The 23307-nt window shown below is 46.3% G+C and carries 15 protein-coding genes and 1 other annotated feature; of the genes, 7 read left to right on the top strand and 8 right to left on the bottom strand.

Annotation, left to right across the window (positions count from 1 at the left end; genetic code table 11):
• Nucleotides 1-373 precede the first annotated feature (373 nt).
• From NSQ55_RS08240 to NSQ55_RS08230, 3 genes are all read right to left on the bottom strand, one after another.
• Nucleotides 374-919, bottom strand: a complete 546-nt coding sequence (locus tag NSQ55_RS08240; protein WP_076301359.1) for a hypothetical protein — start codon at nucleotides 917-919, stop codon at nucleotides 374-376.
• Nucleotides 920-1131: 212 nt separating this feature from the next.
• Complete coding sequence (locus tag NSQ55_RS08235; protein WP_036683543.1) at nucleotides 1132-1551, bottom strand: DUF350 domain-containing protein; 420 nt, start codon at nucleotides 1549-1551, stop codon at nucleotides 1132-1134.
• Nucleotides 1552-1582: 31 nt separating this feature from the next.
• Nucleotides 1583-3949 (bottom strand): endonuclease MutS2, encoded by a 2367-nt coding sequence (locus tag NSQ55_RS08230; protein WP_076126396.1) that lies wholly within the window; start codon nucleotides 3947-3949, stop codon nucleotides 1583-1585.
• Between the two features lie 152 nt (nucleotides 3950-4101).
• On the opposite strand from NSQ55_RS08230, the gene NSQ55_RS08225 reads away from it, so the two are divergent.
• Nucleotides 4102-4449 carry a phage holin family protein gene (locus NSQ55_RS08225; protein WP_036683548.1) on the top strand — a complete coding sequence of 116 codons (348 nt, stop codon included), beginning with the start codon at nucleotides 4102-4104 and terminating at the stop codon, nucleotides 4447-4449.
• Nucleotides 4450-4519: 70 nt separating this feature from the next.
• Here NSQ55_RS08225 and NSQ55_RS08220 read toward each other — a convergent pair whose 3' ends face one another.
• Nucleotides 4520-5587 (bottom strand): GGDEF domain-containing protein, encoded by a 1068-nt coding sequence (locus tag NSQ55_RS08220; protein ID WP_076192829.1) that lies wholly within the window; start codon nucleotides 5585-5587, stop codon nucleotides 4520-4522.
• 315 nt (nucleotides 5588-5902) lie between these two features.
• On the opposite strand from NSQ55_RS08220, the gene NSQ55_RS08215 reads away from it, so the two are divergent.
• Entirely contained in the window at nucleotides 5903-6256 is a 354-nt protein-coding gene (locus NSQ55_RS08215; protein WP_254847636.1) for a cupredoxin domain-containing protein, read from the top strand.
• A 138-nt stretch (nucleotides 6257-6394) separates the two neighbouring features.
• Here NSQ55_RS08215 and NSQ55_RS08210 read toward each other — a convergent pair whose 3' ends face one another.
• From NSQ55_RS08210 to pheS, 3 genes are all read right to left on the bottom strand, one after another.
• Entirely contained in the window at nucleotides 6395-8485 is a 2091-nt protein-coding gene (locus NSQ55_RS08210) for a hypothetical protein (protein ID WP_339172537.1), read from the bottom strand.
• Between the two features lie 199 nt (nucleotides 8486-8684).
• Nucleotides 8685-11129, bottom strand: coding sequence for a phenylalanine--tRNA ligase subunit beta (pheT, locus tag NSQ55_RS08205; protein WP_076126389.1), 2445 nt, complete (start codon nucleotides 11127-11129; stop codon nucleotides 8685-8687).
• Nucleotides 11130-11247: 118 nt separating this feature from the next.
• Nucleotides 11248-12282, bottom strand: a complete 1035-nt coding sequence (gene pheS / locus NSQ55_RS08200; protein ID WP_076126387.1) for a phenylalanine--tRNA ligase subunit alpha — start codon at nucleotides 12280-12282, stop codon at nucleotides 11248-11250.
• 60 nt (nucleotides 12283-12342) lie between these two features.
• Nucleotides 12343-12628: a binding site (T-box leader), on the bottom strand.
• 265 nt (nucleotides 12629-12893) lie between these two features.
• Here pheS and NSQ55_RS08195 point away from each other — a divergent pair.
• The 5 genes from NSQ55_RS08195 to NSQ55_RS08175 all read left to right on the top strand — a co-directional run bounded on the left by NSQ55_RS08195 (nucleotide 12894) and on the right by NSQ55_RS08175 (nucleotide 20760).
• Complete coding sequence (locus NSQ55_RS08195; protein WP_076184691.1) at nucleotides 12894-15455, top strand: hypothetical protein; 2562 nt, start codon at nucleotides 12894-12896, stop codon at nucleotides 15453-15455.
• A gap of 24 nt (nucleotides 15456-15479) precedes the next feature.
• Nucleotides 15480-16868 (top strand): efflux RND transporter periplasmic adaptor subunit, encoded by a 1389-nt coding sequence (locus NSQ55_RS08190; protein WP_339172532.1) that lies wholly within the window; start codon nucleotides 15480-15482, stop codon nucleotides 16866-16868.
• On the top strand, nucleotides 16865-17563 hold the full coding sequence (locus NSQ55_RS08185; protein WP_076126381.1) for an ABC transporter ATP-binding protein: 699 nt from the start codon (nucleotides 16865-16867) through the stop codon (nucleotides 17561-17563). The genes NSQ55_RS08190 and NSQ55_RS08185 overlap by 4 nt, the downstream gene beginning before the upstream one ends.
• The gene (locus NSQ55_RS08180; protein WP_143766387.1) at nucleotides 17560-18732 is read left to right on the top strand and encodes an ABC transporter permease; all 1173 of its coding nucleotides are present in this window, start codon (nucleotides 17560-17562) and stop codon (nucleotides 18730-18732) included. Before NSQ55_RS08185 ends, NSQ55_RS08180 begins: the two co-directional genes overlap by 4 nt.
• 414 nt (nucleotides 18733-19146) lie before the next feature.
• Nucleotides 19147-20760, top strand: a complete 1614-nt coding sequence (locus NSQ55_RS08175; protein ID WP_339172527.1) for a sensor domain-containing diguanylate cyclase — start codon at nucleotides 19147-19149, stop codon at nucleotides 20758-20760.
• 61 nt (nucleotides 20761-20821) lie between these two features.
• Here NSQ55_RS08175 and pulA read toward each other — a convergent pair whose 3' ends face one another.
• Nucleotides 20822-23209: a type I pullulanase gene (gene pulA, locus NSQ55_RS08170; RefSeq protein WP_076184694.1), complete on the bottom strand. Its 2388-nt coding sequence runs from the start codon at nucleotides 23207-23209 to the stop codon at nucleotides 20822-20824.
• Between the last annotated feature and the right edge of the window lie 98 nt (nucleotides 23210-23307).

Below are 23307 nucleotides of genomic sequence, written 5' to 3'. Positions count from 1 at the left end.
TTCCCTGCTTCAATCATAAATCCATCAGCCCATGGAGCTTACGGACTCAGTTGACGTTATTTACATGTTTTTAGCCTTTAAAGCAAGGTTTCGGACTCCAGTGATGCTATCCTTGGAAAGAGGCCCATATATAGGCGTTTTTCAGGCCAATAGCTGCACTAGAGTCCGATAGCATTCCAAATATCGGATAATGGTGCGATTAAGGTCGGTTGTGTCCGTTAGCGGGTTAATAAGCGCTTCCGACAGTGATTTCATATACACACGCTTTCGACAACGGACAACGGACAACGGTCAAGTAAGGTCCAAAAAAAAGAAGGGGCGCCCCCAGCAGCTATTAGCTTACGGGACCGCCCCTTTTTTTATATACTTATTCTTACGCCTGAGCGTTGCTCAAATTGCGTACGAGCTGAATCCGATCTTCCTGCGCCAGACTGTGCTGAACATGGAAGCAGGAAGGACATACGTAAACATTGAGTGAGAATGGAGCGGTTAATACCGACTTACCTAATGTAGCTGGAGCAGACGGCTCAAAGCTGCTCACAGGCTGCTTACCCGCAAGGATAGTGAGCTCATGGCATTGAGTACATTCCGGAGCTTCCTCCTGAATGGCCAGAATAGCTGAGACACTCTCTTCGTACTTGTTCAAGTCATAATCATCGCCGAATTGATTAAGCGTATTATAGATTGGAACTACGCTGTCTTTATCAGGCTCTCCCCAAAGATCATCGTCATTAACAACCTCTTGTTTGGGTTCCTCTACGACTTCCTCTACTACTTCTTCTTCGATGCCGTCAATCCCAACAGTGACCGTACGGTATCCGCTAAGCTCATTGTTACAGTGAGGACAATTCTCCTCAGGTCCAAATTCCTCGTCCCATACAATTTCAGTATGACACCAAGGGCATACAGTTGTTTCCATCTTTTTAATCTCCTTCACACTTTCACTTTTAAATTTAATTCATCATTAAATAAATAATACCGGCTGCTATAAAAGCAATCGCTGACAGAAACAGAACTCGGGTGAGAATCTTCATGATTTCCTCCTAAGATACCCCACAAAGAGTGGGACTGCTCAATTCAAAGCTTGTCCAGATCCATAATCCTTTGCAGGGTGTCCTTATAAGGACGGATTTAAAAAATAGCCGCACCTATTACATAAGACAACGATACCGAGATCAGCATGGCAATAAGTCCAACAGCACGGTTATCCGCAGCGATCTCCTCGTCAATAGAGAATACAGGGGTCAGAAATTCAAATAAAAAATAGGCAAGCAGCAGCAGCAAAAAACCGACGACGGACCACTTCATTGTCTCGTAAATTGAAACACCAGCTTCAATACTGAAACGCAGTACGTTGCAAATTCCGAAGATTTTGCCGCCTGTGGCCATTGCCACTGCCAGGTTTCCCTTACGTATTTCTTCCCAGCAATTATATTTCGTTACCATTTCAAAAAAAGACAGAAATACAACCAGCCCAAGAATCGCCACTGCAAAGTAGCCAAGCAAGGCACCTAGCGGATGACCCAGCAAAAGATCAATATCTTCTTGCACGCTTTCCCCTTCTTTCTGCCGGGAAATCCCGCTATTGCAGCTCAGCCACAGTTACGCCCGCGCCGCCTTCGTTATAATTCCCGAGCCGATAACTCTTCACATGCTTGTGCTTACGCAAATATTCCTGAATTCCTGTGCGCAGCACACCCGTTCCTTTACCGTGAATGATGGCGATTTGGCCCAGATTACCTAAAAAGGCTTCATCGATAAACCGATCTGTCTCCATGATAGCTTCCTCCAGGTTAGTCCCGCGCAAATCCAGTTCACTGCGAATGTTCTCATCACGGGAACGTTTGACGGTTGTCGCATGGCGAAGGGCCGTTGGCGCAGCTGTTGCTTTCGAGGAGAGCAATTCCAAATCATCCAGCCTTACCTTCATCTTCATAATGCCAAACTGCACCAGTGCCTCTTTAGTACCGCTTAGCTCCACCACAAAGCCCTTTTGGTTCAAGCTGTCGACTTTCACTTCATCTCCAGGACCAATTGTACGTGGAGCCTTGGTAGTCTTGCGGGTAACAGCCTTCTTGCGCGGTGATGGCTCAGCTTCATCCAGACGTCGCCGCGCTTCAATCAGCTTATGCTCTTTAACTGAAGCTCCTTCTTCCATAGCCAAGCGGCGCAAATCACTGATAATTTCCTCAGCTTCCTTACGCGCTTTGTCCAGGATCGCGCTGGCGTCCTTCTCAGCCTTCTCGAGGCGTTTCTCACGCTGGCTTTCCAGCTTCTCAAGCTCTTGCTGTTGTCTGCTGCGCAGCTCCTCCACTTCGCGGCGGATGCCCTCTGCACGTTCATGCTCCTGTTCCGCTCCCAGCCGATTCTCTTCGAGAGAAGCAATCATATGCTCCACGCGCAGATCTTCTTCCTTCACTTCGCCGCGGGCATGCTCCAGAATCGCATGAGGCAGGCCTAGACGCTCGGCAATCGCAAAGGCGTTGCTTCGTCCGGGTACGCCGATCAATAAGCGATAGGTTGGGCTAAGGGTCTGGACATCAAATTCCATACTGGCATTGATGACTCCCTTACGCTCATAAGCGTATGCTTTCAGTTCGCTATAATGTGTTGTTGCGACCATCCGGCATTCGATCCGGTGAATATGCTCCAGAATGGCAATTGCCAGCGCAGAGCCTTCTGCCGGGTCGGTTCCAGCCCCCACCTCATCAAGCAGAATAAGGCTCTTAGGAGTCATTCTACGCAGAATGGAGATAATATTAGTCATATGACTAGAGAAGGTACTCAGACTTTGTTCAATGCTCTGTTCATCGCCAATATCAGCATAAATGGCATCAAACACACACATCTGGCTGCCTTCCTCTGCTGGAATAAACAAGCCGGACATCGACATTAAGCTCAACAAGCCGATGGTTTTGAGGGTAACGGTCTTACCACCGGTATTCGGTCCGGTTACGATAATTGAGCTGTATTGATTGCCCAGCTCCACGTCCAAAGGAACCACATGCTCCGCTGGAATAAGCGGATGCCGCCCTTTGCGCAGCTTAAGATAACCGCGGTCATTCATACGCGGCTGAGTAGCCTTCATATCACGAGCAAGACGCGCCTTGGAGAAGATGAAGTCCAGTTCTCCCAGAATATCAATATCGTAGGTCATTTCTTCCGCAATGTCGGCTACAAGTGCCGTCAGCCTGTGTAAAATGATCTCGATTTCCCGTTCCTCACGCAGCCGTGTTTCACGAAGTTTATTATTCATCGCCACAATAGACTCTGGCTCGATAAATAAAGTCGCTCCTGATCCAGACTGATCATGTACGATACCGCCGAAATGGGCACGGTACTCCGCTTTTACGGGAATAACAAACCGATCACCACGAATGGTCACCAGCTGATCCTGCAGCATTTTCGCTACAGAAGACGAACGAATCATCGAATCCAGCTTCTCACGAATTCTGGTCTCTCCTCCGCGCAATTCACGGCGAATGTTAGCCAGCTCAGAACTAGCTGTATCAAGTACATCAGCATTCTCGTCTATACATAAACGGATGGCATCTTCCACATGTTTTTGCTCCGATAAAACGTCGCTCAGTGAGAACAGGAGCTCAATCTTTTCTTCCTCATGCATAGCTGCCAGGAAACGTTTGACTCTGCGTGCGCCGCCAATGGTATTTCCAACGGCCAGCAGCTCAGTTGTTCCCAGCATTCCGCCGATAGAGGCACGTTTTAGTGCAGCTCGAATATCGCTTACCCCGCCGAACGAAGGAATGCCCTTCAGGCGATCCACATTAGCCGCTTCATCCGTGGCTTGAAGCAGCTTCTTCACACCTTCGAAATCGCCGGAGGGCCTTAGCTGCTCCGCAGCCAATCTTCCCATGGGGGTTTGCGTATATTGCATTAATTTATTTAAAATCTTGCGATATTCAAGCGTATGCAAAATTTTGTCGTCCAATTACAGTCACAGCTCCCTTCATAGATGTTTCCATTATACAGAATTCAGGTCAATTTCGCTATTTGGGTCTTATTTTTAAGCATAGAATCACGTAATAAGGTCACAATAAGAACTGCACATATCCTTAGCATGGGCCAAAGGAGGTTAGTACAGTGAATTTCTTAAGTCATGTTGGTCGTTTTGTGGTCGCAGCGCTTGTTCTGATGGTTGTTGGCTGGATTGTTCCACAGTTCACGGTTGGTGGGTTCTGGAGCGCTTTAATCCTTGCACTGGTGATTGCGCTACTCGGCTGGGTAGTCGAAGGAATCTTCGGCAAAAAAGCAACGCCTTTCGGTCGTGGTATCGTCGGCTTTATTGTCAGTGCGGTAGTAATCTGGGTCGCTCAATTCGTAGTCAGCGGAGTCAGCGTATCCATTCTGGGTGCCATCTTAGCAGCTCTTGTCATTGGGATTATCGACCTGTTTCTGCCGGTATCCACTCCATTTGAGGCCGCTAAGTAACAAAAGCTCTTCACAACACAGAACCCCCTATTCCGGTTCTTCTCCGGCAATAAGGGGTTCTGTGTTGTTTTTATGCAAAAGACACAATCTCCTCTTTATGACTCTCCGCACAGTTGACCACTCTGTTCTTGCCTTGCTTTTTAGCGGTATAGAGCGCTTTGTCTGTTTTACGAAAGAGAAGCTCTTTTCCATCCCCAAGCTGATAATCACAAATTCCAATGCTCACGGTGATCGGCTTGTTACCAGCCTGCAAATGTTCAATTTGAGCAATATTTTTCCGTAATTTCTCTACTGCTTCATAGGACTCCGAGAAACTTTTATCTGTAAAAATCACAGCGAACTCTTCCCCGCCATACCTAGCCGCAAAATCATTTAACTCAATCATGCCGCCTACCTTGTCCGCTATCACCTTAAGTACAAGGTCTCCAACCCTGTGTCCGTAGGTATCATTCACTTGCTTGAAGTTATCAATATCGAAAAGAGCCAGCTGTAGCTGAAGGTTGTTGCTTTCACATTGCTCCAATAATGAATCCAAATATTCATGAAAGGTTTTATGATTATAGAGTCCAGTGAGTGCGTCTATCTTCAGCAGCTTATCCGAAATAGCCCTCTCCACCATTAGATCTTGGCCCGCCTTGGTTAATCTTTCTAAATTAATACGCGCTTCACGAGCACGAATAATTACTGCAATAGCCATCAGCACAAATACCAAAAATACACACTCTACCATCAAGAATTCAAGCAGCGGTTTATGTAGGAATGGCCGTTCCAACCCAAAATATACCCCGGCATAAAACACAATACTAAATAACCCCATTATGTACAGGAGCTTACGATCAAAATAAATAAGAGCAACCATAATCGGCATCATAAGTGTCATCTGAGCACCGTCAACAAAAGGCTCTAATACAAAATACATAAGGTAGGACACTAAAAATCCGCAGCTAACCACCCCATATTTAGGGGACTGTTTACTATAACGCAGCCACAGCTCCGCGGTAATCATAAGGATCACAATTAGTAAATTACAGGCTATAAATAAATGCCATAGATTCGTATCCATGGTTGTTTTTATTTGGAGTCGGTCAATATTCGACAAAAACAGCAACTGTGAGATTAATAAAAGAATGACTACCATCCAATAGCCTTGTAAGATTCTACGGTGCCAAACCTCCGTACTTAGCGCATCATTAATACTTGTAATATGTATCCCCTACTTTTATACGTTAATGTAATAGCTTTCATTATAATAAATTTTAGTTATATTTTCATCATTTTTTTGCAATTTACGACAAAGTTTGAACAGTCTGCCTGTTCACATAGTTTTCACATTTCATCAAAGCGCTTACTTAAATTTTAAGTTATGATGTCTACATAATTGTCACATTTTCACTATGCTTGGACTTCTTGGGAGGGGATTTAGATTATTAAAAAATTTGCAATTCTACTTTCAATGGTGTTCGTTATAGCACTTACAGCCTGTGGGAACAACAATGATAGTGCTGCTGGCAATACTAACACATCGGAGCCGGAAATCGAGGCAGAAACAGAACTCATAATTACAGCTACAAATTACAGCTTTGATCAGGAAGAATATCATCTAAAAAAGGGTGTTCCCGTCAAAATCATTTTTAAAAATGATGACGGCAATCACGGTATCCTTATTCCAGAGTTCGAGCTGCAGCTTAATGAAAAAAAATCCTCAAAGGTGATCGTACCCGAGGAAGCTGGAACTTTCGAAATGACCTGCTCCATTATGTGTGGCTCCGGACATAGCGGAATGAGAGCTACAATCATCGTGGAATAGATTACACATAAACAGCCGATTATTAGGGATTCCCCCTGAGATCGGCTGTTTTTTTAATTTGAGCTCATTAATAAAGAGAGCTGACCCGAAATAGATCTCTCTACTCATCAGGTCAGCTCTTTTACTTGCATCCGGCACTCAACTGTCTTGCTCGATCAGTTGAATCCATTCATTATATTCATTTTGTAGCTTGGCATATTCCTCTTTAAGGTTACGATGCTCATCTGTCAGCTTGTCAAGCTCTTCCTGACGCATTTCAAACTGGAGCTGCAACAAACGAAGCTGTCCTTGAACCATTTCATAGCTTTCACCAACTTCACCTAGCTGCTGAAGCACTTCGCTACGTTCACGATCAATAGCTTCCTGCTTCATTTCAGCCTCACCGGCTTCCTGCTGCCAAATGTCGATCTCCTCACGCAGCTTTGCTTCGAGATCCGTCCACTGCAGCTGCTGATCGGATAGTTCCTCGTACTTATGCTTCCAGGAAGCTCCGTACGCCTCTGCTTCCTTCAGCACTTCCTGTTGCTCAGCAACAGTAGCAGCAGCTTCACGACTAGCTTCAGATAACTCTTCTAAGCGTCGTGTTGCCTCTTCCCCTTCTTCCTGCAACAGTTGATATCTTTCCTGCAGGCGTTCTCCTTCTTGCAGTACATCGTCGTATTGAGCAATCAGTTCCTCATAACGAACACGAAGCGCAGACAATTCCTTCTGAGCCTGCACACCTTGCTCCCGAAGTACCGCTGTTTCGCGTTCTGCATCTGTACGAAGCTGAACCTCCTGATCCAGCTGCTGTACTAATCCATCGGCTTGCCCACGTAGCGTGTCAATCTCTTTCTGGAGCAACACGGATTTCTCCTCAGACTCCAGCAGATTCATTTCCAGTTCACCAATATCTTCCATGCGTTTATCCGAAAGCTCCTGCCAGTTAGCCGCCTCTGCTGCTGATCCCGCAAGCTCTTCCTGAACACGGTGCAGATTTTCACTCGTCTCCTGTAGTGACGCTCTTAGCTCTGTAGCTTCATTCTGTGACTGTTGATAACGCTGGCGTAACTCTTCCAGCTCCTCATTCAACAGTGTGCCCAGCTCAGTAGCCGTGTGAAGCTCTTCACTGAGCTGTTCTTCACGTTTAACAATCGCTTCATATTGTCCAAGAAGCGTCTGTCTTGCATCTCGTTCACTCTTAAGACTGGCTTCAGCCGCACGTAATCTGGACTGAAGTTGCCCTGTCCCACCACGAAGCTCAGCCAGCTGTTTTTCCAGCTCTTGAATATTTTGCTTATGTCTATGCTCTTGAGTGCCTTGTGACTGCCGCAGTTCCTTATTCTTGGTTTGTTCCCGCTGCAGTGCTTCACGTTCTTCCGCCAGCTCTTTGCCCAACTTCGCTTTGGTACTCTCAAGCTCTTTACCTAAGGTCAACTTGGTATCTTCAAGCTCCTTACCTAACGTCAATCTGGTATCTTCGAGTTCTTTACCTAATGTAGACTTGGTAACCTCAAGCTCTTCCTCCAGTGTTGACTTGGTCTCGGTCAGCTCAAGCTGCAGAGCAGACAGCGTATCTGCCTTCTCCTTGGTCAGCGTCTCTCGGATGTTCTCCAGCTCTTGCAGATGAGCAGCCTTCTGCTCCTCTAGCTGCTGCAAGCGGATGGCTTCCGCCTTCGCCAGTTCCTGCCGCTGGTGTTCACGACTAGCTGCCTGCTCTTCTTCGTAGCTTGTCCGCAGTGCTTGCAGCTCTATCTCGCGCTCAAGCAATTCTTCTTCCAGCTTCTTGCGTGCAGCTTCCACAGCTTGCACTGCCTCCTGAAGCTGTTCCTCATGTACCTTGCGTTCATTCTCCTGAATCTCCAAATGCCGCTTACGTTCTTCCTCCGCAGCAGCAATCAGTCGCCCAGCCTCTTCTTTGGCCGCAGCTTCTAGTCGCTCGAATTCTTCTTGCCGCTCCCGCTGTACCTCCAGCAGGCGAGATACTTCCAATCGCAGTTCACTGCGTTCACCTGTCATCATGTTTAGTTCATTTTTGAAGTCCTGAACCTGAATAGCCTGCTCCGCCATATGTACAGCTGCAAGCACCGCTATACGCGGTGTGTCCAGTCTGGTGTGAGATTTAGAAATCGTGCGCATATGTTCATCAACATAACGGGCCACTTGTTTCATATATTCAGTACTGCTTCCGACGAGTTTATAGGAAGTTCCGTATATCTCCACGGCGACACGTGTCCGGTCCATAGCCACAGTTGTGCCCTCCTTTGTATGTGTGCGGATTCTAAGCTAGTTTCACTTCTTCTATTGTAGCTTTTTTGGTAAGCATTTGGCAAAATCCCTAATATTCAATAGATTATGGCTGATATTCTCCGCTTTGCACTCTACCTAGAAAAAGCCGCAGCGAATCTCAGTTTCTAAATGGATTCGCTGCGGCTTTACACAATTCCTGCTACTTTCTTAATTCTGCACCAAAAGTTTGTTGAAGAGATGCTAATACCTTCTCATGCACCTCTCCTACTTCCTCATCAGTCAGTGTATGTTCACTATGACGATACAGCAGTGAGATCGCGATGCTCTTCTTTCCATTCTCCAGCTTACCACCAGTATAAACGTCAAATACCTGTACGGACTGGAGCAAAGAACCTCCGTTATCGCGGATGGAAGCTAGCAGATCGCCCGCTGGTACAGCGGAATCCACGACCACAGCAATATCCCGCTCCATTCCTGGGAAACGCGGAAGCTCATTATATTGCAAACGGCTTTGCGCACTTTCATATAACGGCTGCAATAAAATTTCTGCCGCATAAGTATCCACCAGATCCAGCTGTCTTTGCAGATCCGGATGAATCTGTCCCATCGTTCCGATCTTCACACGACCCTCGTTTCCGAGTAAATATACCGACGCGGAACGCCCAGGATGATATCCTTCTGGACTATCTCCTACATAGACGATTTTATCGGTCAGCCCTAAATGAGCAAATACCGTTTCCAGCGCACCCTTCAAATCAAAGAAGTCCACAGGCTGTGCCGAAACATTCCATTGCTTCACTGTTAAGCTTCCGCTAAGCAGCAGCCCCAGCACCGGCAGTTCGCGTGGCTGACGAGTCAACTGTTCTTCATCCGTGAAGAAGACGTTGCCGATTTCAAACAATGCCAAGTCGCTTTGACGACGATTGGTATTGTAGCTGGCAATATCCAAGAGTTGTGGTAGAAGGCTGGTACGCAGTACGCTGCGTTCTTCACTCATCGGCATAGCCAGCTTCACCGCTACTGCTCCTTCTGATAACTCAGGGAACATTGTGCTTTGTTGCGGCTGGATGAAGGAGTAACCCATCACCTCTTGGTAACCGCCATGTGACAATAGGCGACGCAGTTCACGACGGAGCGCTTGCTTGTGAGTTAGTGCTCCTGGCGTTGTAATTCCTTCAATTAGAGTCGTTGGAATATTGTCATACCCGTACAGGCGGGCAATTTCTTCAATAAGATCAACATCATAGCTGATATCGCCACGTCTGGTTGGGACTTGAACTTCAATCAGCCCTTGTGCGGTATCTCCACATTTGAAATGTAGACGGCCAAACAATGTCTTCACTTCCAACAAGGACAAATCCGTTCCCAGATAACGATTCAGTTTCTCTAAGGACAAGGTGAGAACCTTCTCTTGAACAGCGTCAGTTCCTGCTTGCACGATGCCTTCATGGACCGATCCGCCAGCATAACGTGCAATCAGTACGGCTGCACGGTTCAATGCAGGAATAACTGCACTTGGATCCACTTCCTTCTCGAAACGAAGGGAGGCTTCAGAGCGAAGTCCCAATTGACGCGAGGTTTTACGGATCGTTCCTCCATCAAACTTAGCAGATTCCAGAACAAGGTTTACCGTCTCAGCAGTAACCTCTGTATCCCGTCCACCCATTACTCCGGCCAGACCTACAGCTTTTACTCCATCAGCGATAACGAGCATTTGCGGCTCTAGCTTACGCTCTTGACCGTCAAGTGTAACCAAAACTTCACCTTCATGGGCAAGACGAACGCCGAGTTCTCCACCTTGTACTTTATCTGCATCAAAAGCATGCAGCGGCTGTCCATATTCCAGCATCACATAATTGGTAATGTCCACAATATTATTAATTGGACGAACCCCAGCAGCCATCAGACGATTCTGAATCCACAGCGGTGATGGTGCAGGTTTAACACCTGCAATATAACGAACTGCATAATGGCTGCAGTATTCTTCATCTTCAATCTTGACGGAAATGGAATCCGCAGCAGGACCACTGATCTCAATCATTTCGCTTTTTGGATCAGGTAATTTAACTTCACGCCCAAGAATTGCACTTACTTCATAAGCAGCTCCAATCATGCTGAGGCAATCTGAACGGTTCGGAGTCAGATCGAATTCCAGAATCTCGTCATCTAAGCCGAGGACCTTGGAAATATCCTGACCAATCTCTGTCCCTTCAGGCAGCACAAGAATACCTTCTTGTTGCTCTTTTGGAAGCAATTTATCATTCAGTCCCAATTCTTTGGCCGAGCAGATCATTCCTTGCGACAGGACACCGCGCAGCTTGGCTTTTTTGATATCCAGTCCTGGCAGCTTTGCGCCAACCATTGCTACAGGTACAGTTTGACCTGCAGCTACATTTTTTGCGCCGCAAACGATTTGTAGCTCCTCATCTTGGCCCACATCCACGATACATACGTTCAGCTTGTCTGCATCAGGATGTTTTTCCTTTGATTTCACATAGCCGGTTACGATGCCGGAAATGCCTTTATTGCGGCGCTCTACGCCGTCAATCTCAATGCCGGCAGCGGTAATCTTCTCCGCTAGCTGTTCGGCGGTTACTCCTTCAATCGATGTATAATCAGCCAACCATCCGGTTGATACTTTCATATCCGCTCACTTCCTTTATGTTTCAGATGTATTTATTTCACTGTCGTTCGCGCTGCTTCCTGTGGGAGAATGCTCCAAAGCCATTCTCCGCCACTATCAGCCAGCGCGCCCACAAAAACTAAACGCCCTTGAATTGCTTCACAAAACTCATGTCATTACTATAGAAATGTCGGATGTCATCGATGCCGTATTTAAGCATTGCAATCCGCTCTACACCCATTCCGAAAGCGAAGCCGCTGTACTCAGCAGGATCATAGCCACCCATTTTCAGTACATTTGGATGCACCATACCTGCGCCAAGGATTTCTAACCATCCGCTTTGCTTGCATAGTCTGCAGCCATCGCCGCCACATTTGAAGCAGCTTACATCTACTTCAACACTTGGCTCAGTGAATGGGAAAAAGCTCGGACGAAGACGAATGCCTGTATTCGGTCCAAACATCTCCTGCACAAATTGTTGCAGGGTGCCCTTCAGATCACTCATTCGAATGTTACTTCCAATGACCAAACCTTCGATTTGGTGGAACTGGAAGGAATGCGTTGCATCATCATCATCACGGCGGAATACTTTACCCGGGCAGATGATTTTTACCGGAGCTTCACCGTTCATAGCCTGCATAGTACGAATCTGTACCGGCGAGGTTTGTGTGCGCATTAACAGGTCATCCGTTAAATAGAAAGAATCCTGCATATCACGTGCCGGGTGATTCTTAGGCAGATTTAGAGCTTCAAAGTTATAATAATCGGTCTCTACTTCCGGGCCTTCAGCTACACGGTAGCCCATGCCGATAAAAATATCCTCAATCTCCTGTACGACTCTGCTAAGCGGGTGAATGCCCCCTTGCTGCATACGGCGACCCGGTAAGGTTACGTCTACTTTTTCAGCCTGCAGACGTTGCTGGGTTTCCTGCTCTTGAAAAGCCTCCTGCTTCGCGCCGATAATCTCCTCAATAGCACTGCGAACCTGATTCGCTACTTGCCCGATTACCGGACGTTCCTCAGCACTAAGTCCTCCCATACCGCGCAGAACCTCTGTAAGCTCACCTTTTTTACCGAGATACTTCACTCTTAGATCATTTAGTACCTGCGGATCCATAACCTCCTGCAGCTTAGCCAGCGCTTCAACCTTCAATGCTTCCAACTTCTCTTTCATGGCCGTGTACAGCCCCCTTCAATCATTGTCTAGTTCAACAAAAAAAGGCCTTTCCTCCCGGTAAGGGACGAAAAGACCGTGGTACCACCCTTGTTAGACAAGCTGATCTGTTCCCCTTAAGAGCTTCATTCCCTCTTTTGGCTGGACAGATACCTATCTCACTTTATACAGAAATAACGGTCTGTGACCGGTATCCCCTACCCTTCCCTATTAGATAGCTTAAGGAATTCAGGGAACTGCTCCGGAGTGAACTTCGACAGCTCTGCTTCTTAGAAACGCTCTCAATCCGCGGCGTATCCTCCCTGTAAGTCAGGCACTGTGTACTCTTCTCCATCACTGCATTTCACAATTCATGCTAATTGTCAGGTATCTCTTTACTACAAGAGATATGTCTCTTTATTATATGCAAAATCTGTCGTTTTGACAAGCTGGACAAAATTAGGCTAATTTTTATCTTCTTTTAAGCTGGCTTTAAGCTTCAGAGCCATTTTCCCAACTTTTTTTCAGCTAACATTCAGCGGGGCTTGATAATTTCCATTACTAGGAAGGCTTGCTTATCCACTCAGGTGCACCTTCGCAGACTATTAACTATCCTATTGGGAGGAAATCAAATGCATGTACGGAGAATAAAAGTAGCCGCGGTGCTGCTAAGCACAGCTGTGCTTAGCCAATCTGCAGCGTATGGAGCTCATGCCGCTTCGGCCGGGACTACATCCACCAAAGTAGCAACAACAGCTACTGTATCCGCTCTGGATAAACTCGGCTCCATAGCCTTGAAGACTAACATCAGCGCAAAGCTGACGGATGTCAGCTTATTAACTCAGGATGTTGGAAATATTCTTACATACACACTCAGCTACTCTAATGGAAGCAACGCTAGCCTCAATCTGGTGGACTTTTTCTCCAAAGTAACTACTAGCGGCGGTACAGTTATTCAAGGAAGCCCTATTACCAGCAGTGCAACCATCAAATCCATTGCCGCGAAAAGCAGTCAATCTATCACCTACTATGTAAACATCGGCAAAGCCACCTCTTTAAACGGGGTCAAAATTTCATTGTACGGATGGGACTTCAACACCACCGATTATCAAAAAAAGCTAGGGAACTTCACCGTACCAACAGGATATTCACAAGCTGTCGCCAGAGGGCAGAGTAAAAAGATCACCCTAAACAATCTCCCTGTAACCACCAAGGCAGAGAGCCTGCAAATTTATAAATATAACGGTAAGGTCTATGCCAAGGTTGGCGTTAGCTTCACTAATCAAGGAACCAAGGTACTCAGTGATACTGGACTTAAAGGATACCTCGCTTCCGCTGGAGGATCTGTATTTGAACTCGCACTTGATGACACCAGCACCAGCTATAAAGTACAGCCTCAGGAAAAGAAGACGATCTACTATTTGACGGAAATCCCTTCTTATATGAAGACAGACAACATGGCGCTGCAATTTGCCGGAGAAGATGCCTCATTAAAAATAGCGTTGCCGGTTGTCGCCTACAATCTCCCCGCTGCAACAACACCGGATCTTGTCGTAGCCAGCAATGTCACGAAGAAGCTTACAATCAGCAATAATACAGTCGAAACACAGCTGAAAACGGCTAACGTCTATGCTGACAATGGCAACGCAAAGTGGACACTACAGTTCCGCATCAAAAATAGCGGCAACAAAGCAGTGAATGTGCCTGCCTATGAACTTGCTATTAAAGCCGCTGAAGGGTATAGCTTTCCGGTAGATACGAAGGGTTTTGCCAGCCTAACATTGAAACCGCTTGAAGAAAAGATTATTGAACTCAGCGCAGATGTACCACTCACACTCAATCAAGAAACATTGCAGCTGCAAATGACTGAGCCGGCTGCTGAGGGCAAGATCATTTTTCCTACCGCCTATTATCAGATCCCTTACACGCTGCAAACTAACAATTGGCAGGACACGGAATACCCCATTGAGAACAGTCACGGTACATTTGTTGTCAAAATTGCAAACATTCAAAGACTCCCTTGGTCTGACAAAGACCAGATCGTGGCTAAAATCAACATCCGTAACACTAAATCAACCTCTGTTCAGCTTCCTGCGCTTACAAGTGTCGTCAAAGCTGGAGAAAGTGACATCAGCAGCACTTCCCAGGTTGTCTCAGAAAGTACGCAAACCATCCTCGGTCCAAATGAATCGGCTGCTGTGTATGTCGTAGCCAATGTTCCTTATAGCTATACTTTCAATCAATTAAAAATCACCCTGCAAGAAACTTCAGGTGAAAGCAAGCTTAACTTCCTTTCTCTAAGTACTACCCAACTGGACAGCCGAGTACAGAGTGTTGCAGCTGAAAATTCTTTCCATCTTGAGCTTGAAGGTAAAAAAGCGGAATTACTTGTACGCCGGACCCTCGTGTACCCAGGTACAGATTCAAATCTCTTGTACACAGAACTAGAAATGAACAGTGAGGAATCGCGTAAATCCGAACAGGCTCAGCTCGTAGCCTATTACAAAACACAAGACAATCAATATTATGAAGCCGAAGTCACCCAGTCCAAAACCTCCACCAGTCCTAACGGAAAAAGTCTGGTCACCCTCTGGAGTAAGCTCCCTCTCGGTATAGATCCAGCGAACCTTGTCCTTTACATCGGGGAGGGTGTTTCTGAAGGCAAGCTTACCGCTCCTGGCGGTCAATCGACGGGTTACATCAATACGGTATCGCTTGGACTGAACCAGTTGGGGGTGGAGCCCAAAGGCAATCTTTTGAACGTGGAAATGTTTCCTTATACTCTATCCGTTACAAATGCAGTCGCCACCGTCACCGCTGGTAAAGATACGCTCAGCACTGCACTAACCTACAACATGTCAGCCAGCACGCTTTATGAATCAGGCACCTATGAGCACAAACTGGTGTTGGAGCTGATTGACCCCTTAGGACAAAGCATGGAAAAAACATTAACGCTTGGCACAGATCTACAATTAGGTAACTTCAAGTCGTACACCACAACCTTCACAAGCAGCCTGTACAAAACACTGGGTGGCGGCGCAATCCGGTTGAATCTATACGACGAATTCCAAGGCCATCGAAATCTGCTGGGAACACAAACCTATGTTGTCACTTATCAGGCGGCATCAACGACTTCGAACAGCAACTCTACTTCTGGTACAGATCCAGACACCAGCAATACATCCGGCAATTAATATGATGAGATATGGAGGATAGAAATGAAGAAGAAAAAAATAGTGTTCTGGACTCTTGGAGTAGTAGTTGTAGCCACAGCAGGAATGCTGGTTTATACATTGTTACCTGATAAGAACAGTCAAGCCGCTGAAGCGCCTGTTAATACAGCTACCGTTACAAAGGGCGATATCGTAGTTAGTGTATCCGGAGCCGGCTCCGTGATTGCTACAGAAACTGGTAAAGTAAAAACGAAGGACAGCGGGACCGTAGCTGAGGTTCTTGTCAAAGAGGGCGATCTCGTGAAAAAAGGCCAGACTTTGATTACCTTTGAAGGCAATGATCTGAGTGACAATCTCAAGCAGGAGCAAACTTCACTTGCCTCGCTTGAGACCGATCTTGAGGACAAGCAGGAGCAATATAAGAAGCTGGCCGTATCAGGTGCAGCAGAAGATGAGCTGGCAAATGCCAAACGTTCGATTGAAAAGGCCAAAACCGACATTTCGGCGCAACAGGAAAAAATAGCTTCTGTCCAAGAAGATATGCTTCCTCCTGATCCGTTAACGGCTCCTATTGACGGAACTGTAACGACAGTTAATATTGCAAGCGGTGAAAAAGCCATGGACGGCTCTGAACTCATCGACATTACCGATTATGCTAATTTAAGTGTAGTTGTGCAGGTGGATGAGCTTGATATTCCTACTGTAAAGCTAGGGATGCCTGCCACTATTTCATTGGATGCTCTGCCTGATACGGAATTCAAGGGCACGGTTACGAAAATAGCTAATGAGGGCACCGCCTCAAACGGTGTTTCCCTCTTCGATGTTACCATAGGTCTAACAAGCTCCGAAGGTGCTCTTGTCGGAATGTCTGCGGAAGTTTCAGTAACCACTGCTGAGAAAAAGGATGTATTAACAGTACCTATTGAAGCTGTACAAGAAAGAAACGGAAAATACACAGTTTCTATTCCTCTAGCAGCGGGTTCAGCCGCAACTTCCAAAACTGCTGGCGAGGGCCAAGCACCAATGCCTAGCGGGGCTCCTGACGCTCGCGGCGGCGCTATGCCCAGCGGGGCTCCTGATGCCCGCGGCGGCGCTATGCCCAGCGGGGCTCCTGACGCTCGCAGCGGCGCTGCCGGTGGAAGAAATCGCGGCAATAGCTCAGGACAGATGGTCACTGTCGAAGTGGGTCTCCATGATGAGAGCAGCATTGAAATTGTCAGCGGACTCCATGAAGGGGACCAGGTGATCATTCCTACCGTAATCTCTACGAAAACCGGAACAACCAGCACGGAAACGGAAACTAGAGGTGGTATGGACGGTATGGGTGGCGCTGGCTTCGGCGGCAGTGGCTTTAGTGGGGGTGGCGGCTTCAGCGGAGGTGGCGCTGGTGGTATGGGCAGCGCACCAGGTGGTGGCGGAGGTGGCGGCAGATGAGTGCTTCAGCACCTCTGATCGAAGTTCACGACATGTCCCACGGCTACACAATGGCCGGAGAAACCATGACGGTCTTAAATAGCCTTTCCTTTACAATTGATCTGGGGGAGTTCGTAGCTATTATTGGTCCCTCCGGTTCTGGTAAATCAACACTCATGAATATGCTTGGTTGCCTCGATATCTCCGATGAAGGAAGTTATCTTCTAGATGGACAAGAGGTTCGCAAGTTATCCGACAATAAGCTCGCAACGATCCGCAATGAGAAGATCGGCTTTATCTTTCAAAATTTCAACCTGCTCCCCAAGCTGTCAGCCATTGAAAATGTGGAGCTGCCATTGATTTATCGTGGCCTCTCCCATCGGGAAAGAAGACAACTAGCACAGGAAGCACTCATTAAAGTAGGGCTGGAGGATCGGATGCATCACCGCCCTTCTGAGCTTTCGGGAGGACAGCAACAGCGGGTAGCGATTGCCCGGGCTATGGCGGGATCTCCCCCTATTCTACTTGCCGATGAACCAACCGGGGCACTGGATACACGGACGGGGCAGGAAGTCATGCAAATGATACGTGAGTTAAATAAGCAAGGGCATACCATCATCCTTATCACACATGATCTGGAAATAGCTAAACAAGCGGAGCGGATTATTCGTATTCAGGATGGCAACCTCGTGGAAGATCGGAGGAATGCGGGGTGAAATTGTACCAAAGCATGCGAATGGCCCTGAAGAGCATCAACAGCAGTAAGGTTAGAGCGTTTTTAACGATGCTTGGGATTATTATTGGAGTCTCTTCGGTCATCATTCTTGTTTCTGTTGGGCAAGGAACTACTTCACAGATCACAGAGCAGCTAAACGGACTAGGCACAAACCAACTCACTGTAAACATTACTGGCCGTGGGGCGACTACCTCTCTCACCTATGAGGAAGCCCTTGCTCTAGGGAATATAGAGGGTATAGCAAATGTAGCTCCTGTGATCAGCGGCAATGCTACAGCCAAGAATAAAACAGACAACGTTAGTGTAACTGTAGAAGGAATCACCCCCTCTTATGAGGAGGTAAAGGATTTTCATGTACAGGCAGGCCGCTTCTTGCTTGATATTGATAACGAATACCGGCAAAAGGTAGCGTTGATCGGTTCAGGTACGGCCGAAGATTTATTCGGTACAGACAATCCTGTAGGGCAGAAGGTCCAGTTAAACGGGATTAGCTATAAAATCGTTGGGCTTTTAGAAACAAAAGGCTCCAGTCTAAGTGGTTCCAACGACGATATCATACTAATTCCTATAAGCACGGCAGAACGCCAATTAAAAAGCAAAGGCGTACGTTCCATCACCATTAAGACAACTTCAGCAGATACTGTAGCAGCCGCAAAAGAAAAACTGGAAAGTACGCTTGATGCTAAATTCAATTATGCGGATAATGCTTTTAGCGTGTTTGACTCTCAGGAAATGCTGGAAACCGTTAATTCCACAACAGATACACTTTCCATGGCGCTTGCAGGCATAGCAGGCATCTCACTTTTTGTCGGCGGCATCGGAATCATGAACATCATGATCGTATCTGTCAATGAAAGAACACGTGAGATTGGTATCCGTAAAGCAATTGGTGCCAAAAAATTCGATATCCTCGCTCAATTCATGATTGAATCCATCGTGCTCAGCGGTTTGGGTGGGGTGCTCGGGGTTGGCATTGGTGTCGCGGGCAGTTGGCTGCTAGGTAAATACTCAGCACTTACAGTTTCGATTGCTTGGGATATGGTACTGATCTCTTTTATTTTCTCCTTACTCATCGGTGTGATTTTTGGAATGATGCCTGCGAACAAAGCCGCACGACTTCGCCCCATTCACGCACTGCGTAACGAATAATGAATGATTAGCTGTCCTATAGTCATTAAGATGACTAAGGGCAGTTTTTTTTCAGCAGCTGTAAAAGGTATCATTTATGATCGAGTTGGGTAATAGGAACCATCGGTTTGAATATAGATAATTCAATAGGCCCATACACTAAACTTTAAATTTTGTCTTTTTGATTATTATCTGAGTAAAGATTGCTCTATAAGCAGCACGTCCTATATACTTGATATACTAGAAACTACCATTTACTCACACGTACACTTTCCTATGTTTCTCCACAATGTATACAACACCTCTTTTATCCCAAAAGCACCTTAAAACATCAGTGAATGAATTAAATTACGCCTGACCATAGATTGCGTTCTGCAGGTTCTACTTAAGCAGCAATAGATTTTCTTAATCATCTTATACAGGGAGAAGATGACTGTGGCAGGATTCTTTGAGTTCAAGGTAACACGCAAACTATTCTATGTCTTCGCTGCAATCTCCGTCCTTCTGGTTGGGATCAGCGTCGCCTCGCTACTCTATTTAAATTACACGATTAATAGATTGTCAGATTCTCTTTATGATGATATATATCAGAACTCTAAGCTCATACTGAGCGCGGATCGTGATCTGCATCAAGCCGCTGTAGCCTTGCAAATCGCAATGGGTTCAAACCTAACAGCCGCAGAAGGTGAACAGTTCACTAAGGAGTTTATAGATAATAATCTTCAAGCGCAGGAACGAGTAAGTCTAGCAAGATCAAATATCTACTCTATAAAAAACCCTTACAGTGATATGAAACAAAGTGGAATTATCCTTTCCGAATTAAAAAACGAGCTCAGCTCCTTCGAAACTACCATTATCAAATGGAAAAATTCAGGGTATACGCTAATAACAGAACGGACGAAGAGCAGCTGGAACCCAGATTCATATTCTGCGCTCACCCTAAACTCGCAATTCAATGAAGCTAGGGCACATCTCGACCAAGCAGAGGACTTGATTGGCAACTACGCCTTGCAAGTAACGGATGGATTTGGAGATAAAAAAAGCGCTTTGTTCTCTCTTTATTCACTCCTCTTATTTGTGTTTCTCCTAGTTATTATTTACCTTGGACGCAAAATCATCTGGCTCCAGAATGAAATGCTGGAAGAACAAACACTCTATCAGCTTATCGGTGAAACCATGTCTGATTTCATTATTTTGACGGATCCCAACGGGTTGATTCTATATGCTTCTCCCTCACACTCCAGTATTCTAGGTTATGTGCCTAAAAAAGGAGATCCGTTATCCAACTACATACGTGAACCGGAAATTGCCTGGGCTAAATTAAAAAGTGTTGTTCAGGGAACTCCGCGTATTTCTGAACTGCGCATGCGCGGAGCAGAAGGCCAATGGGTATGGCTTGAAACTAAGGTGTCACCTGTTCTCGGCAGCCGTAAATTCCCAGCACAATTCATGCTGTTATCTCGGGAAATTACCCAGCGAAAACAATACGAAGAACGACTACATAAGCTAGCCTTCTATGACCATTTAACAGCGATTCCCAACAGGGCTCATTTCAAAATGTATATGGAGAACCTTATCACCCAACCCGAAGGACGGAGGCAAAATATTGCGCTTGCCCTGCTGGACTGTGATAGATTCAAGCAGCTAAATGATACCTTAGGCCATCTGGCTGGAGACGAATTTCTTCAGCTGCTCTCCCGGGAACTTCAGCATACGGTTAAAGGAATAGGTCAGGCCTTCCGGATCGGCGGAGATGAGTTCGCAGTTGTACTTCATCGATTCACTTCTCCAGAGATGCTTGATGAAACACTGCAGCGGTTACTTAAACTGTTCAACAAGTCTTGGTCTGTTGATAACGGGTCCAGCTTCCATACCTCCGCGAGTATCGGAGTCGCTTTATTTCCTGAACACGGAAGCAGTATTAATGAACTGCTGCGTGCCGCCGATTTGGCGATGTATCGCTCCAAAGACCATGGTGGCAATAAAGCCAATCTCTACTACGAGCTTGTGGACGAAGGTTTAGCTAACCAGACCATTGTAAAACCATAAGAGCAAATAAAAAGCTGTCTCAGGAAAAATCAACCCTGAAACAGCTTTTTTTGTATGGCCTCTAACTGCTTAACCGAAGATGATCTTCTGAAATTTCGTCAATCTCCTGATCACGATCCCGAACTAAGACCTTGGTTAACTCTCCATTCGTAGAACAATCAATGAAACGGTCTCCGTCCCCATCTTTTTCTTCCCAATCATTAAGCCGTAAAATATATCCGATAGTTTGGGTATCTGGCAGCACTTCGATGCGGGCTACTGCACGCCCGTTCTCCATATAACGGAAATCGCATTGTCCATCCTGGATTCCTGTATCCCAAACCCAAAGATTCCAGCCTTGGTAATTCTGATCTGGGCGTTCATAGTGTATTTCGATGATTTTAGAGCGTGGGGCTGTCTCACCACATTTATCATAAAGGACCATCATCGACAACCCTTCCACTTCTACCTCATTGCCTTCGATTCTGCGGATGGCTTCTATCCCGGCACGGGTATGGTCTACTACTACGTTCCAACTATCAGCAACCTCAGGAAGTGATACCGACATCCGGTCATTATTAGCATTGAAGACAACGGTAATATTGTTCCAGAGATCACCTCCTGCATGGCTTCTAAGCAGATACGATACTATTCCGCCATCACAACGCAGAAATTCTAAGGAGCGTTCAATTTCCTGGCGGCCATGCAGACGAAATGCCGGATGTGTACGCCGCAGCTCGATCAGGCCTTTATAATATTGAAATACGGGCTTAAATGCACTTTTCATATTCCAGCGGATCGAGTTGACCGCATCACCGCTGCGGTAGCTGTTATGATCTCCAAATTTACTGCGCAGGAGCTCATCTCCAGCATGCAGGAAAGGAATCCCCTGCGAGGTCAGAATAATTCCGTTAGCAAGCAAGGATCGACGTACAGTTTCATTACCGAGAATATTCTCCTGATCTACATTCACGTATGGATTGGCAAGGGCCACTGCCTCTTCCAGATCTTCGTTATCCATGTTAGCGATTACCGGAAAATCAGCTTCCTGACTCCCTCCTTGAACGATAAGCATCTTATCCCATAAATTCAAATTATCATGGGCAGTTACATAGTTCACCGATTCCACAGGCGAGTCCGTAAACTCATGAATTGCTCCTTTAATTCCGGCTGCAATAGCACCTTCTTTGCCGTATTCGCCTGTCACGAACCCTCTTCCGAAACCATCACTATCCCCTTTGATCGCTGAACGGAAGTTATCGTTGAAAACAGCATAGCCCTTGCCCCGTTGTACGCCTTTTAGCGTTTTAGTGGCCAGCGGAGAATCTCCACCCGTCCAAGGTTCACCGTAAAGCAACAGATTCGGATTCACTTCTAGCCGAAGCTCTTCGGTAATCTCCCGCATGGTAACACTGTCCATCAGTCCCATTAGATCAAACCGGAAACCATCAATATGATATTCCGAAGCCCAATAAGATAAGGAGTCCTTAATAAATTTACGGACCATCGGACGTTCTGTAGCCAGCTCATTGCCAACCCCGGAGCCATTCGACAAACGTCCCGTAAAATCGCGGCGATAGAAATAATCTGGGACAAGCGGCTCAAAGGGGCCATTCTCCACAGCATACGTATGGTTGTAAACGACATCCATAATTACCGCGATCCCGCGGCTGTGTAAGGCCCGCACCATCTCTTTAAATTCACGAATCCGCAAGCCAGGATTGGCAGGATCGGTGCTGTAAGATCCTTCAGGTACATTATAATGCTGGGGATCATACCCCCAATTGTAGTCCACATTAGCTATGGAGGAACCCCGATTGACCACCTTCAGCTCATCCACGGTCTGAAAATCAAATACCGGCATCAGATGTACATGGGTAATCCCTAATTCAGCCAGATGATCAATCCCCACTGTATTTCCTGCCGAATCTTTTAATCCAAATTCGGTAAATGCTTTGAATTTACCCTTATAATGCATACCTGAGCTCTCATGTGAGGAGAAGTCACGAACATGCAGTTCATAAATCACTGCGTCGGCAGGATGCTGTAACGGAGGCGCTACATCCTGATCCCAATGTTCTGGATTCGTATCCTGCAAATTAACGATTGCTGATCTTAAACCATTTGCAGATACCGCTGTTGCATAAGGATCTACTGCTTCCGTCACATTGCCATCTGCAAAAACAGCACGGTACATATAATATTTCCCTTTTAGATCACCTGATAACTTGGTCTGCCAGACTCCACCATTACTACGCTGCATATATACAATACGACCATTGTCCATAGCACTCTTAGGTGACTCAGTATTCAGTTGATGCCCACCTGTTTCGTACAGTACAAGGGACACAGCAAGTGCCGTAGGTGCCCAGACTTTAAATACACTGTACTCCGTTGAATACGTCAAGCCTAAATCCTTGCCCTCGTAGACTTCCATCATCAATTCTGCATTTATATAATTTTTACTCATGAATAAACACCATCCTATGGCTCCCCACCTAACCTGTGGGGTTGCTTATAAGTCCATATATTACCAATTCATTTCATATTAATACTTGCACAGCGCTG

Source organism: Paenibacillus sp. FSL H7-0943 (assembly GCF_037963265.1).
GTDB classification, from domain to species: Bacteria; Bacillota; Bacilli; order Paenibacillales; family Paenibacillaceae; genus Paenibacillus_AQ; species Paenibacillus_AQ odorifer.
Note: the sequence above shows the minus strand (reverse complement) of the source record. Positions and strands in the feature narration are given on the sequence as shown.